The following is a 15,954-nucleotide window of genomic DNA, read 5'->3' on the forward strand; positions in this document are numbered from 1 at the left end:
GCCCCGGCCGTGACGGGGGAATCACGGCCGGGGCGGCCGGGCGGTGGGCGCGCAGTGCGGTCGTCTCCCGGCGGAGGAGTCCGCCACACCCACACTTGGTTCAACGGGCAACCGCCCCCGGGTGTTCCGGAGCTGTACGTGACCCGTGTCACCGGGCGCCGGCGCCCGCCCCGGCGAATTCGGCGGTCCGCCGTACGGCCCCCGCCTCGATGAACTGCCGCAGGTCGGCCGTGAGCCGGTCCGCGTGTGTGGCGAACAGGCCGTGGCCGGCCCGGTCGTACACCTTCAGGGTGCCGTCCGGCACCAGCCGGGCCGCACGCTCGCCGGTGAGGGCCAGGGGCGCGGAGGCGTCATGGGTGCCGTGCACGACCAGCACCGGGAGGTCGAGGCCGGGCAGCTCGTCGGCGATGTCCAGGTCGGCGACCACCGCCCGGACCCCGGTCGAGGCGCGTGGCCCGGCGGCCAGGCAGAGGTCGATCAGATGGCCGACGTAGGCCGGCGAGACGGCGTTGTCCGGGAACTGGACGGCGAAGAAGTCGTCCGCGAGGAGGGTGTAGTAGGCGGGCCGGTCACGCCGGAACAGCTCCTCGTCGGCGCGGATGGCCTCGGGGTCGACGCCCTCGGGGAGGTTCGGGCAGCGGACGATCCCGGGGCAGACCCCGGCGACGAGGGCGACGCGGTGCACGCGGGCGGTGCCGTGCCGGGTCACGCAGCGGACCACCTCGGCGGTGCCGACGGAGTGCCCGACCAGGGTGACCTCGTCGAGGTCGAGGTGGTCGAGCAGGCCGTGCAGGTCGTCGGCGAGGGTGTCGAGGTCGTAACCGGACCAGGTGTCGTCGGAGCGTCCGTGGCCGCGCCGGTCCAGGGCGACGCAGCGGAATCCGGCCTCGGCGAGCGGCAGGGTCTGGTACTCCCACATCTCGTGGCCGAGGTAGGCGCTGGCGACGAAGACGGCCACGGGGCCGGTCGCGGGGCCGTGGTCGGTGTAGTGCAGTCGGGTTCCGTCGACGGGGCTCTCGAAGTACGGCATGGGTGCCTCCGTAAGGTGCGGGGCCCTCGGGCCCGGGTGCGACGCTGCTCGGTCGCCCTGACATCACCGATGCTCCCCGGATCCCCCGCACGGGTCGATTACCCGCGACGTCATCGCCCTCGGGCCCACGGCGCCGCTCAGCGCGGGGCGCGCTCGCGCAGGGCGGCGCGCCAGGCCGGCAGGCGGTCCTCGGGAAGGGGTTCGGGACGGCGGCCGCCGCTCGCGAAGAAGTCGGCCAGGGGGAGGATCGCGGCGCCGACGGTGACCGCGTCGGGGCCGAGCCGGCCGAGGTCGATGGTGACCCGGTCGGCCGGGTGGCGCAGCGCGTACGTCGCGGCGTGCCGGCGTACGGCGGGCAGGAAACGGGTGCCGAGCTGGAGCCCGGCCCAGCCGCCGACGATGATCCGCTCGGGCTGGAAGAGGTTGATCAGGTCGGACAGGCCCGCGCCGAGGTACTCGGCGGTCTCCTCCAGGACGGCGAGGGCCACCGGGTCGGGCGCGGTGCCCTCGGGCGGGTAGGCGGCGACGAGCATCGCGGTGAGCGCGGTCTCCTCGTCGGCAGGCTCGGGCGGCCGGCCGCCCTCCTCGCGCCAGCGGGCGAGCAGGGACTCGGCGCCCGCGTAGGCCTCCAGGCAGCCGGGCGCACCGCACCGGCAGCGCCGCCCGCGCACCCGGACCGTCAGGTGCCCCCACTCGACGGCGCGCCCGTGCTCCACCTCCGGCGTGACCAGGCAGGCACCGACGCCGGAGCCGAACAGGACGACGACGGCGTTGCGGGCTCCGCGTCCGGCGCCGAACCACATCTCGGCCTGGCCCAGGGTCTTGGCGCCGTTGTCGATGAAGTACGGGATCCCGTCCGGGAGCCGGGAGGCCGAGCGGAGCAGCCGCTCCAGCGGTACGGCGTCCCAGCCGATGGTCTGGCCGTGCACGACGGCACCCCGGTCCGGGGTGTGCTCGACGATGCCGGGGACCCCGACACCGACGCCGAGCAGCCGCTCGGGAACGGCCCGTTCGGCGCCGAGGACCTCGGCGATGCCGTCGCGGATGTGGCCCGCGATCACCTCGACGTCGTAGCCCTGCGGCGTCAACGGGCGTTCCGTGCGCGCGAGTTCGGTCAGGGCCAGATCGAAGAGCTCGACGCGGACCCGGGTCTCGCCGACGTCGACGCCGATCATCTGTCCGCTGTGCGGGCTGACGCGCAGCAGGGTGCGCGGCCGGCCGCCGTCGGAGTCGACGCTGCCCGCCTCCTCGACCAGCCCGTCGGCGACCAGATCCGCGACGACGTTGCTCACCGAGCCGGAGCTCAGGCCCGTCGCGGGGCCCAGCTCGAACCGGCTGAGCGGGCCGTCGAAGTACAGCTTCTGCAACACGGCCGTGCGGTTGCCCCGCCTGAGGTCGCGTACCGTGCGCCCGTTCCGCCCCGCCATGCCGCTCCCTTCACAAACCCTGCCCGACCTGCAACATACTCCTTCGGGCAGTCGGAACGCGACTTTACCGCCGTCTTAGTTCACGATCTGAGCTAAGAGCGGCTCCGCCACGGAGCGGGGCGCCGACGGAGGCCGCAGCCGCCGCTGCGCCCCCACCGCGCGCCCCTCCCCCGCGGCTCAGCCCGCCGCGTACACGTCCTCGACGTAACGCCCGTCCGCCACCAGCGAGTTCAGCCAGCCGTCGGCGGCGGACCCGTCGGCGTCGTGGTTGCGTTCCCGGTACAGGGTACGGAACGCCTCGCGGACGCCGGGGGCCATGCGGGAGCCGTCACCGCAGACGTACACCCGGGCGCCCGCGTCGAGCAGGTCCCAGACCTCGTCGGCCTCGGCGGCGATGCGGTGCTGGACGAACAGGGCACCGTTCTCGGGCGCCGCGCTGAAGGCCGGGCGCAGCGAGACGGCACCGGCGGCCTCGGCGGCGGCCAGCTCGTCCGCGTGCAGGTAGTCGGCGTCGGGTGCGTCGCAGCCGAAGTACAGCAGCGCGGGCGGGAGTTCGGCGCCCGCGGCGCGGGCGGCGGCACGGTCGGCGACGGCCCCGCGGAACGGGGCGAGGCCGGTGCCGGCGGCGATCATGACGACCGGCGCCGAGCCGTCGATCCGGAATGCCTCGCGGCAGGGCTGGACCCGGGCGTACACGGTGTCGCCGGGCTTCAGGGCGGCGAGGTGGCCCGAGCCGGTGCCCCGGTAGCGGCCGCGGCCCGAGCGGGCGGGGGCGTCGAGCACGGAGACCATGAGGTCGACGTGGCGCGCGTCGGACGCCGGGGAGGACGACACCGAGTAGTGGCGCGGCTTGAGCGGGGTCAGCAGGTCGAGCAGGAGCGGCCAGCCGAGGGCGCCGCGCAGGGCCGGGTGGTCCTCGACCAGCTCCAGCAGGGTGCGCGGGTCGTCGTCGCCGAGCGCGGCGAGGGCGGCCCGCTCGGGCGGGCAGGGGTTGGCCTCGGCGAGCAGAGCCCGCTGCCGGCCGGTCGGGCGCTCCTGCAACTCGACGTGGTGAGTGAGCAATTGACGTACCGTCAGCGGGCGGTCGACGGCGAGGCCGTCGCGGCGCGGGCGGGTGGCGCGGATGTCCAGGACGGCGTCGGCGTCGAGGCCGAACGCGGCGAGCGCGCGGTCCACCGGCTCCGGCGCGTTGGCCGGGAGCACGGTGAGATGGTCGGCGGTGCGGTAGGTGACGCCCTCGGGCAGGGCGATGCGCAGGAACCGCTTGGTGCGCGCGTAGCCGGGCGCGGTCAGGTCGTGGGCCTCGGTCACCGTCATCGGGACCAGCTCGTGCCGCTCGGCGAGGGCGTCCAGCGGACCGCCGGCCAGGGTGCGGACCGCGTAGGCGTGGGCGGGTTCGTCCGTGGTCCGCGGCGCGGCGTCGGGGTCGCCGTACTCGGTCAGCAGGGCGGTGCGCAGCCGGGTGGTGAACTCCCGTACGGTGCCCGTGAGATCGCCGGAGGCGTCGGCGGCGGCGCGCTCGGTCAGCCTCGTCGCGCCGAGCTCGGCGAGGCGGGCGTCGACGCGGGTGGGGAAGTGCTGGTAGGTGGCCGCCCAGTTGCGGTCGCCGACGCCGAGGACGGCGTAGGTGACCCCGGTCAGGTCGGGGGCGGCGTCCAGGCGGGCGGCGAAGGCGGTCGCGTCGTCGGTGGGGCGGCCGTTGTAGGAGGCGGCGGTGATGACGACAGGCCGGTCGGTGGGCAGCCCGTCGGCGTACGCGTCCAGGGCGGCGACCTCGGTGGCACAGCCGACGGCGGCGGCCTCGTCGGCGAGCTGCGCGGCGAAGGCGCGGCAGGTGCCGTAGTTGCTGCCGTGCAGGAACAGGGCGGCGGTGCCGGGCCGGACGCGGGCCGGGAGCGTGTCCGGGGTCCGTGCGGCGTCCTCCTGCGGGGCCGCGGCGCCGGGCAGCGGGGCGTGGACGCGGTCGGCGGCGGTGCGCGGGGTCAGCGTGAGCGTGAAGCCCTCGGGCTTGAGGGTGAGGGTCTCCTTGACGTGCAGCTGGTAGTCGGCGTGGTCGTGCAGCCGGTAGCGGTGGACCAGCATGGCGAGCAGCATGGTGGCCTCGTGCAGCGCGAACTGCCGCCCGATGCAGGCGCGTTCGCCGGTGCCGAAGGGCTTGAAGGCGTGCACCGGGCGGGCCGCCTCCGCCTCGGCGGTGAACCGCTCGGGGTCGAAGCGCTCGGGGTTGTCGCCCCACACCGGCTGCCGGTGCAGCATCGGCGCCATGACGGTGACGGCCTGTCCGGCGCGCATCGGGATCCGGCCGCCGAGCAGGGTGTCCTCGCGGGCCCTGCGGCTGAAGGCGGCGGCCGTCGGCCACAGCCTCAGCGCCTCGTTGAGAACCTGGCGGGTGTAGGTGAGCCGGCCGATCTCGTCGTACGTCGGCTCCGGGTCGGCGTCGTCGCCCCACAGCGCGTCGGCCTCGCGCTGCACCAGGCGGAGCACGGCCGGGTTCTTGGCCAGGTAGTACAGGGCGAAGGACATCGCGCCGGAGGTCGTCTCGTGGCCGGCGATGAGGAAGGTGATGACCTGGTTGCGGATGTTGGCGGTGTCCAGGGTGGTGCCGTCGGCGGGGTGCGGGGCGCTGAGCATCAGGCCGAGCAGGTCCTCGGCGCCGCTCTGGTCCGTGCCGGCGCGGGAGGCGATCACGTCGTCCACGACCTGCGCGAGGTAGTCGGCGTCGGCCCGGAAGGCCGCGTCGAGGGCGGAGTGGTCCTCGCCCGGGGTCCGGGCGAGCCGGGTCATGCTCCACTCCAGGCAGCGGACCATGGACTCCACGAAGGGGTGCGGCTCGGCGCGCTCGAAGGAGCCGAAGTCGTAGTCGAACCCGGCCAGGCCGATGGTGTCGAGGGTCATGCGGGTCATGTCGTCGGGCACGTTCACGGCCTCGCCGCTGCGGGCCGCGCGGTCCCAGGAGCCGATGAGCCGGCGGGCCACCTCGAGCATGACGGGGTGGTAGGTGCGCATCGAGCCGAGCGCGAAGGCGGGCATCAGGATGTCGTGCGCCTTGGCCCAGTTGGGCTCATCGTTGTACGCCGTGAACAGGCCGTCGGCGGCGAACTCGCGCACGTTCTCCAGGGCGGGACCGATGTGCTTGGCGAACCGGTCCTCGTCGGCGAGGTCCGCGACGAGGTCGGCGTCGGCGACGAACATCACGTCACGGCCGTGCAGCCGGCGCACCAGCACCGGGCCGTGGGCGCGCATCAGCTCCATGACCTGCTGGATCGGGGTGCGACCGGGGCCGGTGGCGGTGATGTCGACGACGGGGACGCCGGGCAGGGCCGCGGCCGGGTCGGGGTGCGGTGCGGTGGGGGGCATGACGCGACAACTGCCTTTCGCCGTAGCGGAGTACTCGCGGTAACCGAGCACTGGATCCAGCGTGGGCGACCGGTGGCACGTGCCAGCGCCGTGGCACTACACGATCGCGCAGTCAAAACTCGGTTGCGGGGCTTGCGCCGGCCCGCGGGAGGCGTGCGGTTTGCCGCTGACCTGGGTTCTCGTCTTGGATGTGCGGGGATCGGCCGGCGGCGATCGACGAGCGTGGACCGACGAGCACGGACCGGCAGGGACGGCTCGACGCATCGGGAGGTGGACATGGACCTGGGGCGGGCCGACGCGGTGGTCTGGCGCAACCGGGCCCTGCTGGTCTTCGACCGGGTGTCGGTGCCGGTCGCGGTGTGCGACGTGTACGGCCAGGTGGTGCTGGCGAATCCCGCGATGGCGGCGGAGTGCGGTACGACGCCGGGGCGGCTGCGCGGCCGGGACGTGCTGGAGCTGTTCCGGCCGCAGGAGGCCGGGCAGGTGGAGCGGATCGCCCAGGCGCTGCGGCTGCGGCACCGCTCGCGCTACCAGGTGTCGGTGCGCTGGCGCGCGCCCGGCGGGGCGGAGCGGTTCGGGGAGCTGACGGCGGACCCGGTCAGCGACACCGTGGACGAGACCCCGGCGCTGCTGGTGATGCTCCGGGTCCAGGGCGAGTGCGCGCCGCCCGAGCCGGAACCGGCACCGGTCACCCCGGTGGAGGGGCGGGTGCTGGCCCTGCTGGCGGGCGGCGCGAGCACGGCCGAGGCCGCCCGCGAACTGGGCCTCAGCAAGGACGGCGTCACCTACCACCTGCGCCGGCTGTCGGCCCGCTGGAGCGCGGCGAACCGGACCGAACTGGTCGCCCGCGCCTACGCGTCGGGCGTCCTCAGGCCGGGGGTGTGGCCGCCCCGGGCGCGGAGCAGGGCGCCGGAGACGGAGTAGGGCGCGGCCGCGCCGCGGGCACCCGGGCCGTGCCCGCGCCCTCCGGCGCGCCGAAGCGGGCCAGGGTGTGCCAGACCATCTTCAGGTGCTGGAGTTCGTGGCGGCCGGTACGGGCCGCGTCGCCGATGACGCGCGGGGTGAGCAGGCCGCGCTCGGCGATCCGGGCGCCGAGGTCGGCGTACCGGGGACCCCGGTAGTCGGCGTGCCGGCGCAGCGCGGTGACGGTGAGCCGGTAGCCGGGGTGCCATTCGACGGGGAAGGGCAGGCGCCGGGCCGCCGTCTCGACGTCGGTGCCCCGGTAGCCGGCGTCGAGGACGAGCGCCTCGACGTCCCTGGCCAGCAGCACACCGGCGTGCACATGGCTCTCGACGTAGTCGTTCAGCGCGTCCTGCTCGTCCGCCTCGGCGAGCGCGATCAGCGGCATCGCCCCGGCCACCCCGAAGTCGGCGGGTTCGGCCGCGCTGTCGGGGTAGCAGAAGGTGGCGCGCCGCAGGACCGCGCCGGTGAGCCTCAGGTGCGAGGAGCCGAAGCGGGGCGCCGCGCCGACCACCTGTCGGCGGAAGTTCAGGGCGCCGTACAGCGGGCGCTCCGGCGCGGGCGCGTCGTCGTACGCGCCTGCGAAGATCCGGCTCTCCCAGCGCGTGCGGTCACCGCCCGGGTGCGCGGTGAGCCCGCCGTTGCTGGTGCCGGTGACGTACTGCGAGTGGTACGCGCCGTCCCGGGCCAGCGCCTCGAGGATCGGCGCTCCGGCGGAGATCCGGTCCGGATGGAAGTTCAGGGTGATGCGCAGGCCGGGGTCGAGCGGCGGGCCGGTCACCCCGGCGGCGACGTGGTCCAGCGCCCGCCGGGCACGCGGCGGCAGCCCCTCCTGGAAATCCATTGGCCACTCTCCTTTTGCCTACATAAGCTGGTCGAAAACCTAGGCCCCCTAGGCTGACCATCACCCGCGCACCCAGAAGGACTCCCCCATGAAATCGCTCACCGAGCAGGACATCCGCAACTCCTTTGTCAACTGCTCCAAGGGGGAGGCCAAGCGGCTGGCGGTCCCGCGCGACCTCGACGAACGCCCCTGGGACGACCTGGACTTCCTCGGCTGGCGGGATCCGGGCGCGCCCGACCGCAGCTATGTGGTCACCGAACGGGACGACCGGCTCGTGGGCGTCACCCTGCGCTTCCAGGCCGCGCAGCGCGGATTCCTGCACCGCAGCATGTGCTCGGTGTGCCTGACGACGCATCCGCGCGGCGGGGTGACGCTGATGACCGCGCGCAAGGCGGGACCGGCGGGCCGCGAGGGCAACTCGGTCGGCCTGTACATGTGTACCGACCTGGCGTGTTCCCTGTACGTGCGGGGCAGGAAGGTGCCGGAGTCCGGCATCCGCATCGAGGAGAGCCTGAGCGTGGCGGAGCAGATCGACCGCGCGAGGGGCCATCTGCACGCCTTCCTCGACAGGCTCTACACCTGACCCGGCCCGCCGACGGGGCGCGGCCCCCGACCGGGGGCGTTCGAGGCGTCCGGGGAACGGGAACAGGCCAAGGGATGCACGACGTACGGAAGTGGCCCCGGGGACTGCTGCGCCTGGTGGAGCGCCGCCGGGAGCCGGTGGTCGTCCAGACGCTGCGCTCCGCGACGGCGGCGACGATCGCCTATGTCATCGCCCTGCGGCTGAGCCCCGAGCCGGCCCCGCTGACCGCACCCCTGACCGCGCTGCTGGTGGTCCAGGTGACGTTCTACGCCACCCTCACCAACGGCATCCGACGGGTGAACGCCGTGGTGGCCGGCGTGCTGGTCGCCATCGCCTTCAGCGTGCTGGTGGGCCTGACCTGGTGGAGCCTCGCACTGCTGATCGTGGCCTCGCTGGCGGTCGGACATCTGGTGCGGGTCGAGGAGTACGTGGCCGAGGTGGCGATCAGCGCCATGCTCGTGCTCGGGGTCACCACGATCGGGTTCACGGCATGGGCGCGCATCGTGGAGACGCTGATCGGCGCGGTCGTCGGCACGGCCTGCAACCTGCTGCTGCCGCCCCCGGTGTGGGTGGACGAGGCGGGCCGCTCGATCGAGGACCTGGCGCGCCGGCTGCGGCAGTTGATGCTGCGCATGGGCGAGGAGGCCGCCGGCGGGATCCCCTGGCAGCGGGCAGCCGAGCGGCTGCACGAGGCCCGGCGGCTGGACCAGCACATCGCCCATGTGGACGCCTCGCTGCGGCAGGCCGAGGACAGTCTGCGGCTCAACCCGCGCGTCAAGGAGGGCCTGCTGCACCGGGTGGTGCTGCGCACGGGCCTCGACACGCTGGAGATCTGCACGGTGGTCCTGCGGGTGCTGGCCCGTTCCTTCACGGACCTGGCGAAGGCCCGCGGGTCCGAGGAGCTGTTCCCGCCCCGGACCGGGGCGACCGTGGAGCAGCTGCTGTCCGAGATCGGTGACGCGGTGGTCAGCTTCGCGGTGCTGGTCACCACTCATCTCAGCCAGGACGCCGAGTCGGCGGAGACCCGGCTGACGGCCGAGCTGCACACGGCCGCCGGCACCCGGGACCGGCTGGCCACGCTGCTGCGGGACGAGGTCGCCGGGAACTGGGAGAACTGGCAGCTGCTGGGCGCCGTGCTCACCGAGGCGAACCGGATCATCGACGAACTGGACACCGAGCACCGCACCCGCCGCCTGCTGGAGGAGCTGGACCGGGTCTCCCGCGAGCAGCGGGCCAAGCTGCCGCGCACCACCCGGCTGCGCGAGCGCCTCGGTGTGCAGGACGAGCTGTGGCGGAACCGTACGGGGTTCGGCGAGCGTTCTCGGTGAGGACGGACGCTCTCGGGCGCACCCTCTCGGGCACATGTTCCCGGACGGGCTTCCCCGGCCCGGGCGCACGTTCCACGGCGGTGCGCGGCCAGGCGGACAGCGCGACAGGAGGGGGCCACCGGATGACCGGCACCGGGGTACGGATCAGCGGGAACTCGCTGCGGCTGCCGGGCGGGGCGGCGGTGCGGTTCGTCCGCACGCTGCGGCTGCCCGGGGCGGGCACGCATCCGCTGCCGCCGGGGCTCGGCGAGTTCCCGGTCCGGCCGGTCGCCGACTACGCGGACCGGGTGCCCGAGCGGTGGCGGGTCCGTGGGGGCGTGATGCTGCCGGTGTATCTGCGCGAGGCGATGTGGCTGAGCTTCGCGGGTACGACGGAACCGGCCGCGCTCCAGGTCGGCATCGGCACGGTGTGCGCGGTCTCCGGCAGGCCCTGGAGCGAGCGGCTCACCCAGGATCCGCAGAACTACGTGGTGCTGCCCCGCCAGCCGTGGCTGGACGGCATCAACTCCGGCGAGGGAACGGTCCGGCAGTTCGTCGCCGTGCCGCTGGGACTCGGCGCGACGGTCGAGGGACAGGTCACCGGCGAGGAGGTGTGGGGCGGGGTGCAGCTCCGGTCCTTCGCGCTGCGCCCGGACCTGCTCGCCGCGTGGCGGCGCCGCGAGCAGGAGAGGCAGGCGGCCAGGAACCGCACCCGGGCGGCCGGTCCGCCGGTCGGCGGGTACGGCGCGGTCATGATGCCGGCCGCGCCCGGGGCGGCGGCGCCCGCCGCCATGGGGCTCGGCGTCGGCGGCTCGATGCGCCAGGAGGTGTACCGGGACGACCGGCCGCTCGCCGACTGGTCCGAGGAGCCCGCCGGGCGCGTGTTCGTGCACCTGGTCACGCCGCCGCAGTGGCGGCACATCACCGGCGAGACGCCCCCGCCGTCACCGGTGGACCGGGCGGCGTACACCCGCGCGGGCCTGCCCTGGTTCGACTACTACGACGCCGACGCCGAGGATCTGGCCCCCACGGACGCCCTCCAGGAGGTCAAGCCGGTCGGTGAGTGGCTCGGCGACGACCTCGACCCCTGGCAGGCCCCGTCCGCCGGCCAGGTCCAGCCGCTGAAGGACGCCCCGGGCAAGCCGGTCACGGACGGCGACTGGTGACCGCATGTTGCACGGTGCGCAATCTCCGTTGCCCTACTTGCCGTTGACGACTCGCAGGGGCCAAGGTGGCTGCTGTCACGACCGGGGCGGGCGACGACCTGAGGTGCGGCATGGACGCGGAGGAAGCGGCGGAGAGCGGGCGCTGGAGCAGGCGCCGGTTCGTCGGGGCCGTGGCGGGCACGGCGGCCGTGGCGGCGGTGCCGTCCCCGACGGCAGCGCCGGCGGACCGCCCCCTCCCGGCCGAGCAGCCGCGGGCCGCCGCACCGCCCGGTGACCCGTCCGGCCCCCGCCCGCTGTTCATCGGCACCTACACCTCCGTCGACGGCGGCGGCGCGGGCATCGGACTGGCCTCGTACGACCCGGTGACCGGCCGGATCTCCGGCTCGGGCACGCTCACCGGCGTCCCCGACCCGTCGTACCTCACGGTGCATCCGGACGGGCGCACGCTGTACGCGGTGGACGAGCGGGACGACGGCGGGGTGACGGCCGTACGTCTGGCGGACCGGTGCCTCCTCGGCACTCGGAGCACCGGCGGCGCGGACCCCTGTCATGTGTCGGTGCATCCGTCCGGGCGCTGGCTGCTGAGCGCCGACTACGGCTCGGGCAGCGTCGCCGTGCACCCGATCGACGCCGCGGGCGCCCTCGGCGACCGCACGGCCCTGGTCACGCACACCTCGCCGGCCCCGGGCCCGGGTCAACAGGGGCCGCACGCACACCAGTTCATCACGAGCCCGGACGGCGGCCACGTCCTCGCGGTCGACCTCGGCACCGACACCGTCTACACCTACCGGCTGGACGAGGCCGCGGGCACGCTCACGGAGGTGTCGCAGGCGCACACCCGGCCCGGGGCGGGCCCGCGCCATCTGACCTTCCATCCGGGCGGGAGGTACGCGTACCTGGCCGACGAGGTGGACGACACCGTCGCCGTCTGCGCCTACGACCCGGGCTCCGGCCGGCTGACGATCGGCGCGCCGCAGTCCACGGGGTCGACGGGCACCGTCACCAACTACCCGGCGGAGTTCCTGGTGACGGCGGACGGCCGCTACGCGTTCCTGGCCAACCGGGGCGACAACACCCTCGCGCGGTACGCGGTCGAGGCCGATGGCGCCCGGCTGCGACTGCTCGGCACGGTTCCGGTGGGCGGGGACTTCCCGCGGCAGATCGCGTTCTCGCCCGACGGCACACTGCTGTTCGCGGCGAACCAGCGCTCCGGCACGGTCACCGTCTTCCATGTGGACCGCGACGGCGGTGAACTCCGGTCGGCGGGCGAGCCGTTCGCCTCACCCGTCGCCGTCTGCGCGCTGCCGCTGTAGCGCCCGGGGGCAGCCCGCAGCCGCGGCCTGGGCGAGCAACGCGTGCACCCGCTCGGTGAGTTGGGTGACGTCGTCGGCGGGCGTGTGGAAGGGCAGGCGTACGTCGCCGTGGGCGCGGGTGCGCTCGATGCGCAGGGTCAGTCCGTGCCGGTCGACGGCGAGGGGCAGCACCCGGGTCGCGGCGTGCAGGCTCTCGGGCCGCACCAGCCGGGTGAGCCGCTCGACGGCGTCCGGGTGGGCGTCGGCGAGGTGCGTCAGCAGCCGGGCCTCGGCGGCGGCCAGGGGGTCGGGCCGGGCGGCGGCGAACTCGCCGAGGTCGACGACCACGGCACCGCCCGACTCCCGCAGCACCACCCGGGTGGGCCGGAACAGCAGCTCGCCGCCGTCCGCGGCGAACCAGCCGGCGAGGTAGAGCCGGGCCCGGATCCGGCCGCGCACCGGTACGGGGGCGACGTCGGCGAACTCCAGCACGGCGCAGGGCTCCTGGCGCGGGGCGCAGATCGCCGCGGTGAGCAGGGCGCTGCCGTCGGGCACCGCGAGCCGGACCGCACCGCCGTCGGTCACGGTGTGCGCACCGACGCACTCCTCGCGCACGCCGTCCGCGGTCACCGCGCACGACCATGCGGCGGCGAGCACCGACCGCGCCCGTTCCGCCGCGCCGGGCGCGGCCGTCCAGTCCTGTGTGTCACCCATCCCGAGACCTCCTTAGGTAAGCCTTGCCTAACCTATCGGAGAACAGGGCGTGCGCCAACCACGTCTCCACGCCGTGCGAGATCAGCCGATGACACCCAGCAGCGCCCGGGCGCACAGATCGCGCACCTGCTCCTGGCCCAACTCCCCCTCGCGCAGCCACTCCAGACAGACGGCGGTGGTGAAGGCGAGCCAGCCGCGCACCGCCAGCCGCACCTGGGGAGCGGCCTCGAAAGCGGCCCCGAACTCGGGGTCGGCGGCGAGCGCGGCGAGGATCTGCTCCTCCTGTGCGGCCAGCGCCCGCTGGTAGACCCGCCGTACGGCCTGGTCACCGGCCGCGTCGGCGCGATGGAAGGCACGGAATCCATGGGCGTGGGCGCGGACGTAGCCGAGGTAGGTGTCGAGCCCGGCGGCGAGCTGCTCGCGCACCGGCACCCCGGGCACGGCCGCCGTCATGCGCAGCATCCGCTCGCTCTCGCGCTCCACGACCGCCGCGAAGAAGTCCCGCTTGGTCGGGAAGTAGTGGTACAGCAGCCCGCGCGAGACCCCGGCGATCTCGGCGACCTGCTCGATCCACACCTCGTCGTAGGGACTCTCCGAGAACAGCTTCGCGCCGACCGACAGCAGCTGCTCACGGCGCTCCCCGGTACTCAGTCGGCGCCGGGCTCGCTCCCCCTGGTTCGCGGCCATGCCGTCACTTTACTGGACACCGGTTCAACAAGCCTTGACGCCGGTTCGAGGGACGGATCACACTGGGCCGCGTTATTGAACTCACGTACAACATGGGCGGCACCGGCTCAACGGCTCGCTGGATCAAGGGAGATCGGCGTCATGGCGCGGACGACGGAGACGACGGAGACCAGGGAAACCGAACTGCCGAAGGGTTTCCGCAGTGCCGAGCTGGGCTGGCCCGAGCTGGACCGGATCCCGCATCCGCCGCGCCGGGTGCCGCTGCTCGGTGACGTCCTCGGCGTGAACCGGCGCACGCCCCTGCAGGACTCGATGCGCCTCGCGCGCGACCTCGGCCCCGTCTTCCGGCGCCGCGCCTTCGGCAAGGAGTTCGTGTTCGTGTGGGGAGCGGCGCTCGCCGCCGACCTCGCCGACGAGAACCGGTTCGCCAAGCACGTCGGGCTCGGGGTGGCCAATCTGCGGCCGATCGCCGGGGACGGGCTGTTCACGGCCTACAACCACGAGCCCAACTGGCAGCTGGCACACGACGTCCTGGCGCCCGGCTTCAGCCGGGAGGCCATGGAGGGCTACCACGCCATGATGCTGGCGGTCGCGGAGCGGCTGACCGGCCACTGGGACCGGGAGACGGCGGCCGGGCGCACGGTGGACGTGCCCGGGGACATGACCAAGCTGACCCTGGAGACGATCGCGCGCACCGGGTTCGGGCACGACTTCGGCTCCTTCGAGCGGGACCGGCCGCACCCCTTCGTCACCGCGATGGTCGGCACGCTCACCTATGCCCAGCGCCTGAACAGCGTGCCCGGGCCGCTCGTCCCGCTGCTGCTGCGCTCCGCCGCCCGGCGCAACGCGGCCGACATGACCTACCTCAACCGCACGGTCGACGACCTGGTCGCGGCCCGGCGCCGGGCCGGCCGCGGGGAGGGCGACCTGCTGGACCGGATGCTGGACACGGCGCACCCGCGGACAGGTGAGAAGCTCTCGGCCGAGAACGTCCGCAAGCAGGTGATCACTTTCCTGGTGGCGGGCCACGAGACCACCTCGGGCGCGCTCTCCTTCGCCCTGTACTACCTCGCCCGCCACCCGGAGATCGCCGCCCGGGCCCGCGCCGAGGTGGACCGCGTCTGGGGCGACACCGAGCGGCCCGCGTACGAGCAGGTCGCCAAGTTGCGCTACGTGCGCCGGGTGCTGGACGAGTCACTGCGCCTGTGGCCCACCGCGCCGGCCTACGCCCGCGAGGCCGTGCGGGACACGGTGCTCGCCGGCGACCATCCGATGCGCCGGGGCGCGTGGGCGCTGGTCCTGACGCCGATGCTGCACCGCGACCCCGAGGTGTGGGGCGAGGACGCCGAGCGCTTCGACCCGGACCGCTTCGAGGCGGGGGCCGTACGGGCCCGTCCGCCGCACACCTTCAAGCCGTTCGGCACCGGCGCCCGGGCCTGCATCGGCCGCCAGTTCGCCCTGCACGAGGCCACCCTGGTCCTCGGCCTGCTGCTGCGCCGCTACGAGCTGCGGGCCGACCCCGCCTACCGGCTGAAGGTGATCGAGCGGCTGACGGTCATGCCGGAGGGGTTGCGGCTGGGGTTGGACAGACGCCCCGAAGGGGCACGGGGCCGCGTGGAACATGCGGCTGCCGCCGCGTGCGCGCGATCGACCACGACGACGCCGCGGCCGAACGACGACACGTCCCCGCACTCACCCGCTGGTTGCCCAGTGCACCGGCCGGCCGACTGACGTCGGCAACCGCGTACCGGCACTGCCCCGCGCGGCATTCACCTGCGGCTGGGTGAGGAAGAAGGCACCGGTCAGGTCGGCGTCGGTCAGGTCCGCGTCGCGCAGATCGGCACCGATCATGTCAGCGCCCCGCAGGTCCGCCCCGGAGAGGTCCGCGGCGATGAGCAGGGCACCGCGCAGCGTCGCACCGCGCAGGTCGGCGCCGCGCAGCCGGGCCCCGACGAGATCCGCGCCCCGCCGGTCCTTGCCGCCCCCCTTGCCCTTCTTCCCGCTCTTCCCGTCGCCGACGCCCGCCCGGGCCAGCTCGCTGGTGCGCAGCAGGAGCACGTTGACCCGCTGCCGGTGCGCGGCCACGTCCAGGGCGGCCAGTTCCCCGGGGCTCTGCCGGGTCAGCCGTTCGGTCTCCTCCAGCGCCCGGCGCAGCTCGGCCTCGAGGGGCCGGGCGGCGGGCAGGCCGAGCGCCTCGGTCAGGTACCACAGCAGCTCGTGCAGCTGCCGGACGACCGGGAACACGTCGAACATCCGGCGGGCGTGCTCCTTGGAGCCGGTACGCCAGTCCTGTCCGCCGAAGGTGACCTGCGCGACCTTCTGCCCGGCCCCGAAGCAGTCGTAGACCGTGCAGCCGGTGAAGCCCTGGGTGCGCAGGTCCGTGTGAATGCCGCAGCGGTGGTCGCCTCGGAGGTTCGCGCACGGTGTCCCGGCGGGCTTGTCCCGCGCGAAGTCGGCGGACCTGGCGAAGGGCAGGGCGACACAGCACAGCCCGAAGCACTGGGCGCAGTCGCCGCGCAGGTCGGAGAGGTCGGCTATCTGTTCCGGCATGGGCTCCACCCTACTGACCTGCGGGAGTGCCGTGCGC

13 protein-coding genes are annotated in these 15,954 nt (G+C 74.4%); 6 read left to right on the forward strand and 7 right to left on the reverse strand.

Features of this window, described 5'->3' with window-relative positions; genetic code table 11:
• Nucleotides 1-148: 148 nt before the first annotated feature.
• From BIV23_RS18525 to BIV23_RS18535, 3 genes are all read right to left on the reverse strand, one after another.
• Nucleotides 149-1,030 (reverse strand): alpha/beta fold hydrolase, encoded by an 882-nt coding sequence (locus BIV23_RS18525; RefSeq protein WP_071381987.1) that lies wholly within the window; start codon nt 1,028-1,030, stop codon nt 149-151.
• 137 nt (nt 1,031-1,167) lie between these two features.
• Nucleotides 1,168-2,457, reverse strand: coding sequence for an ROK family transcriptional regulator (locus BIV23_RS18530; RefSeq protein WP_071381988.1), 1,290 nt, complete (start codon nt 2,455-2,457; stop codon nt 1,168-1,170).
• Between the two features lie 177 nt (nt 2,458-2,634).
• A complete protein-coding gene (locus BIV23_RS18535; RefSeq protein WP_071381989.1) occupies nt 2,635-5,814 on the reverse strand; it encodes a cytochrome P450 in 3,180 nt (1,059 codons plus the stop codon).
• A 276-nt stretch (nt 5,815-6,090) separates the two neighbouring features.
• On the opposite strand from BIV23_RS18535, the gene BIV23_RS18540 reads away from it, so the two are divergent.
• A complete protein-coding gene (locus BIV23_RS18540) occupies nt 6,091-6,738 on the forward strand; it encodes a helix-turn-helix transcriptional regulator (RefSeq protein ID WP_071381990.1) in 648 nt (215 codons plus the stop codon).
• On the opposite strand, the gene BIV23_RS18545 is transcribed toward BIV23_RS18540, so the two are convergent.
• Nucleotides 6,683-7,618, reverse strand: coding sequence for a DUF3626 domain-containing protein (locus tag BIV23_RS18545; protein WP_079173231.1), 936 nt, complete (start codon nt 7,616-7,618; stop codon nt 6,683-6,685). The genes BIV23_RS18540 and BIV23_RS18545 overlap by 56 nt on opposite strands.
• Nucleotides 7,619-7,706: 88 nt before the next feature.
• On the opposite strand from BIV23_RS18545, the gene BIV23_RS18550 reads away from it, so the two are divergent.
• From BIV23_RS18550 to BIV23_RS18565, 4 genes are all read left to right on the forward strand, one after another.
• Nucleotides 7,707-8,201: an FBP domain-containing protein gene (locus tag BIV23_RS18550; protein ID WP_071381991.1), complete on the forward strand. Its 495-nt coding sequence runs from the start codon at nt 7,707-7,709 to the stop codon at nt 8,199-8,201.
• A gap of 74 nt (nt 8,202-8,275) precedes the next feature.
• Entirely contained in the window at nt 8,276-9,529 is a 1,254-nt protein-coding gene (locus BIV23_RS18555) for an FUSC family protein (protein WP_177239943.1), read from the forward strand.
• A 122-nt stretch (nt 9,530-9,651) separates the two neighbouring features.
• On the forward strand, nt 9,652-10,674 hold the full coding sequence (locus tag BIV23_RS18560) for a hypothetical protein (protein ID WP_071381992.1): 1,023 nt from the start codon (nt 9,652-9,654) through the stop codon (nt 10,672-10,674).
• A 110-nt stretch (nt 10,675-10,784) separates the two neighbouring features.
• Complete coding sequence (locus BIV23_RS18565; protein WP_177239950.1) at nt 10,785-11,987, forward strand: lactonase family protein; 1,203 nt, start codon at nt 10,785-10,787, stop codon at nt 11,985-11,987.
• On the opposite strand, the gene BIV23_RS18570 is transcribed toward BIV23_RS18565, so the two are convergent.
• Nucleotides 11,955-12,680: a DUF2470 domain-containing protein gene (locus BIV23_RS18570; RefSeq protein WP_071381993.1), complete on the reverse strand. Its 726-nt coding sequence runs from the start codon at nt 12,678-12,680 to the stop codon at nt 11,955-11,957. The two genes, BIV23_RS18565 and BIV23_RS18570, sit on opposite strands and share 33 nt — an antisense overlap.
• Nucleotides 12,681-12,761: 81 nt before the next feature.
• A complete protein-coding gene (locus BIV23_RS18575; protein ID WP_071381994.1) occupies nt 12,762-13,367 on the reverse strand; it encodes a TetR/AcrR family transcriptional regulator in 606 nt (201 codons plus the stop codon).
• Between the two features lie 141 nt (nt 13,368-13,508).
• On the opposite strand from BIV23_RS18575, the gene BIV23_RS18580 reads away from it, so the two are divergent.
• Nucleotides 13,509-15,098, forward strand: a complete 1,590-nt coding sequence (locus tag BIV23_RS18580) for a cytochrome P450 (protein WP_079173232.1) — start codon at nt 13,509-13,511, stop codon at nt 15,096-15,098.
• Here the strand turns inward: BIV23_RS18580 and BIV23_RS18585 are convergent.
• Nucleotides 15,060-15,917, reverse strand: a complete 858-nt coding sequence (locus BIV23_RS18585; protein ID WP_071381995.1) for a pentapeptide repeat-containing protein — start codon at nt 15,915-15,917, stop codon at nt 15,060-15,062. The genes BIV23_RS18580 and BIV23_RS18585 overlap by 39 nt on opposite strands.
• Between the last annotated feature and the right edge of the window lie 37 nt (nt 15,918-15,954).

Source organism: Streptomyces monashensis (genome assembly GCF_001866665.1).
GTDB classification, from domain to species: Bacteria; Actinomycetota; Actinomycetes; order Streptomycetales; family Streptomycetaceae; genus Streptomyces; species Streptomyces monashensis.

Coding starts and splice junctions, on each gene's coding strand:
- BIV23_RS18525 (WP_071381987.1), bottom strand. CDS start 1,030: ATGCCGTACTTCGAGAGCCCCGTCGACGGAACCCGACTGCACTACACC.
- BIV23_RS18530 (WP_071381988.1), bottom strand. CDS start 2,457: ATGGCGGGGCGGAACGGGCGCACGGTACGCGACCTCAGGCGGGGCAAC.
- BIV23_RS18535 (WP_071381989.1), bottom strand. CDS start 5,814: ATGCCCCCCACCGCACCGCACCCCGACCCGGCCGCGGCCCTGCCCGGC.
- BIV23_RS18540 (WP_071381990.1), top strand. CDS start 6,091: ATGGACCTGGGGCGGGCCGACGCGGTGGTCTGGCGCAACCGGGCCCTG.
- BIV23_RS18545 (WP_079173231.1), bottom strand. CDS start 7,618: ATGGATTTCCAGGAGGGGCTGCCGCCGCGTGCCCGGCGGGCGCTGGAC.
- BIV23_RS18550 (WP_071381991.1), top strand. CDS start 7,707: ATGAAATCGCTCACCGAGCAGGACATCCGCAACTCCTTTGTCAACTGC.
- BIV23_RS18555 (WP_177239943.1), top strand. CDS start 8,276: ATGCACGACGTACGGAAGTGGCCCCGGGGACTGCTGCGCCTGGTGGAG.
- BIV23_RS18560 (WP_071381992.1), top strand. CDS start 9,652: ATGACCGGCACCGGGGTACGGATCAGCGGGAACTCGCTGCGGCTGCCG.
- BIV23_RS18565 (WP_177239950.1), top strand. CDS start 10,785: ATGGACGCGGAGGAAGCGGCGGAGAGCGGGCGCTGGAGCAGGCGCCGG.
- BIV23_RS18570 (WP_071381993.1), bottom strand. CDS start 12,680: ATGGGTGACACACAGGACTGGACGGCCGCGCCCGGCGCGGCGGAACGG.
- BIV23_RS18575 (WP_071381994.1), bottom strand. CDS start 13,367: ATGGCCGCGAACCAGGGGGAGCGAGCCCGGCGCCGACTGAGTACCGGG.
- BIV23_RS18580 (WP_079173232.1), top strand. CDS start 13,509: ATGGCGCGGACGACGGAGACGACGGAGACCAGGGAAACCGAACTGCCG.
- BIV23_RS18585 (WP_071381995.1), bottom strand. CDS start 15,917: ATGCCGGAACAGATAGCCGACCTCTCCGACCTGCGCGGCGACTGCGCC.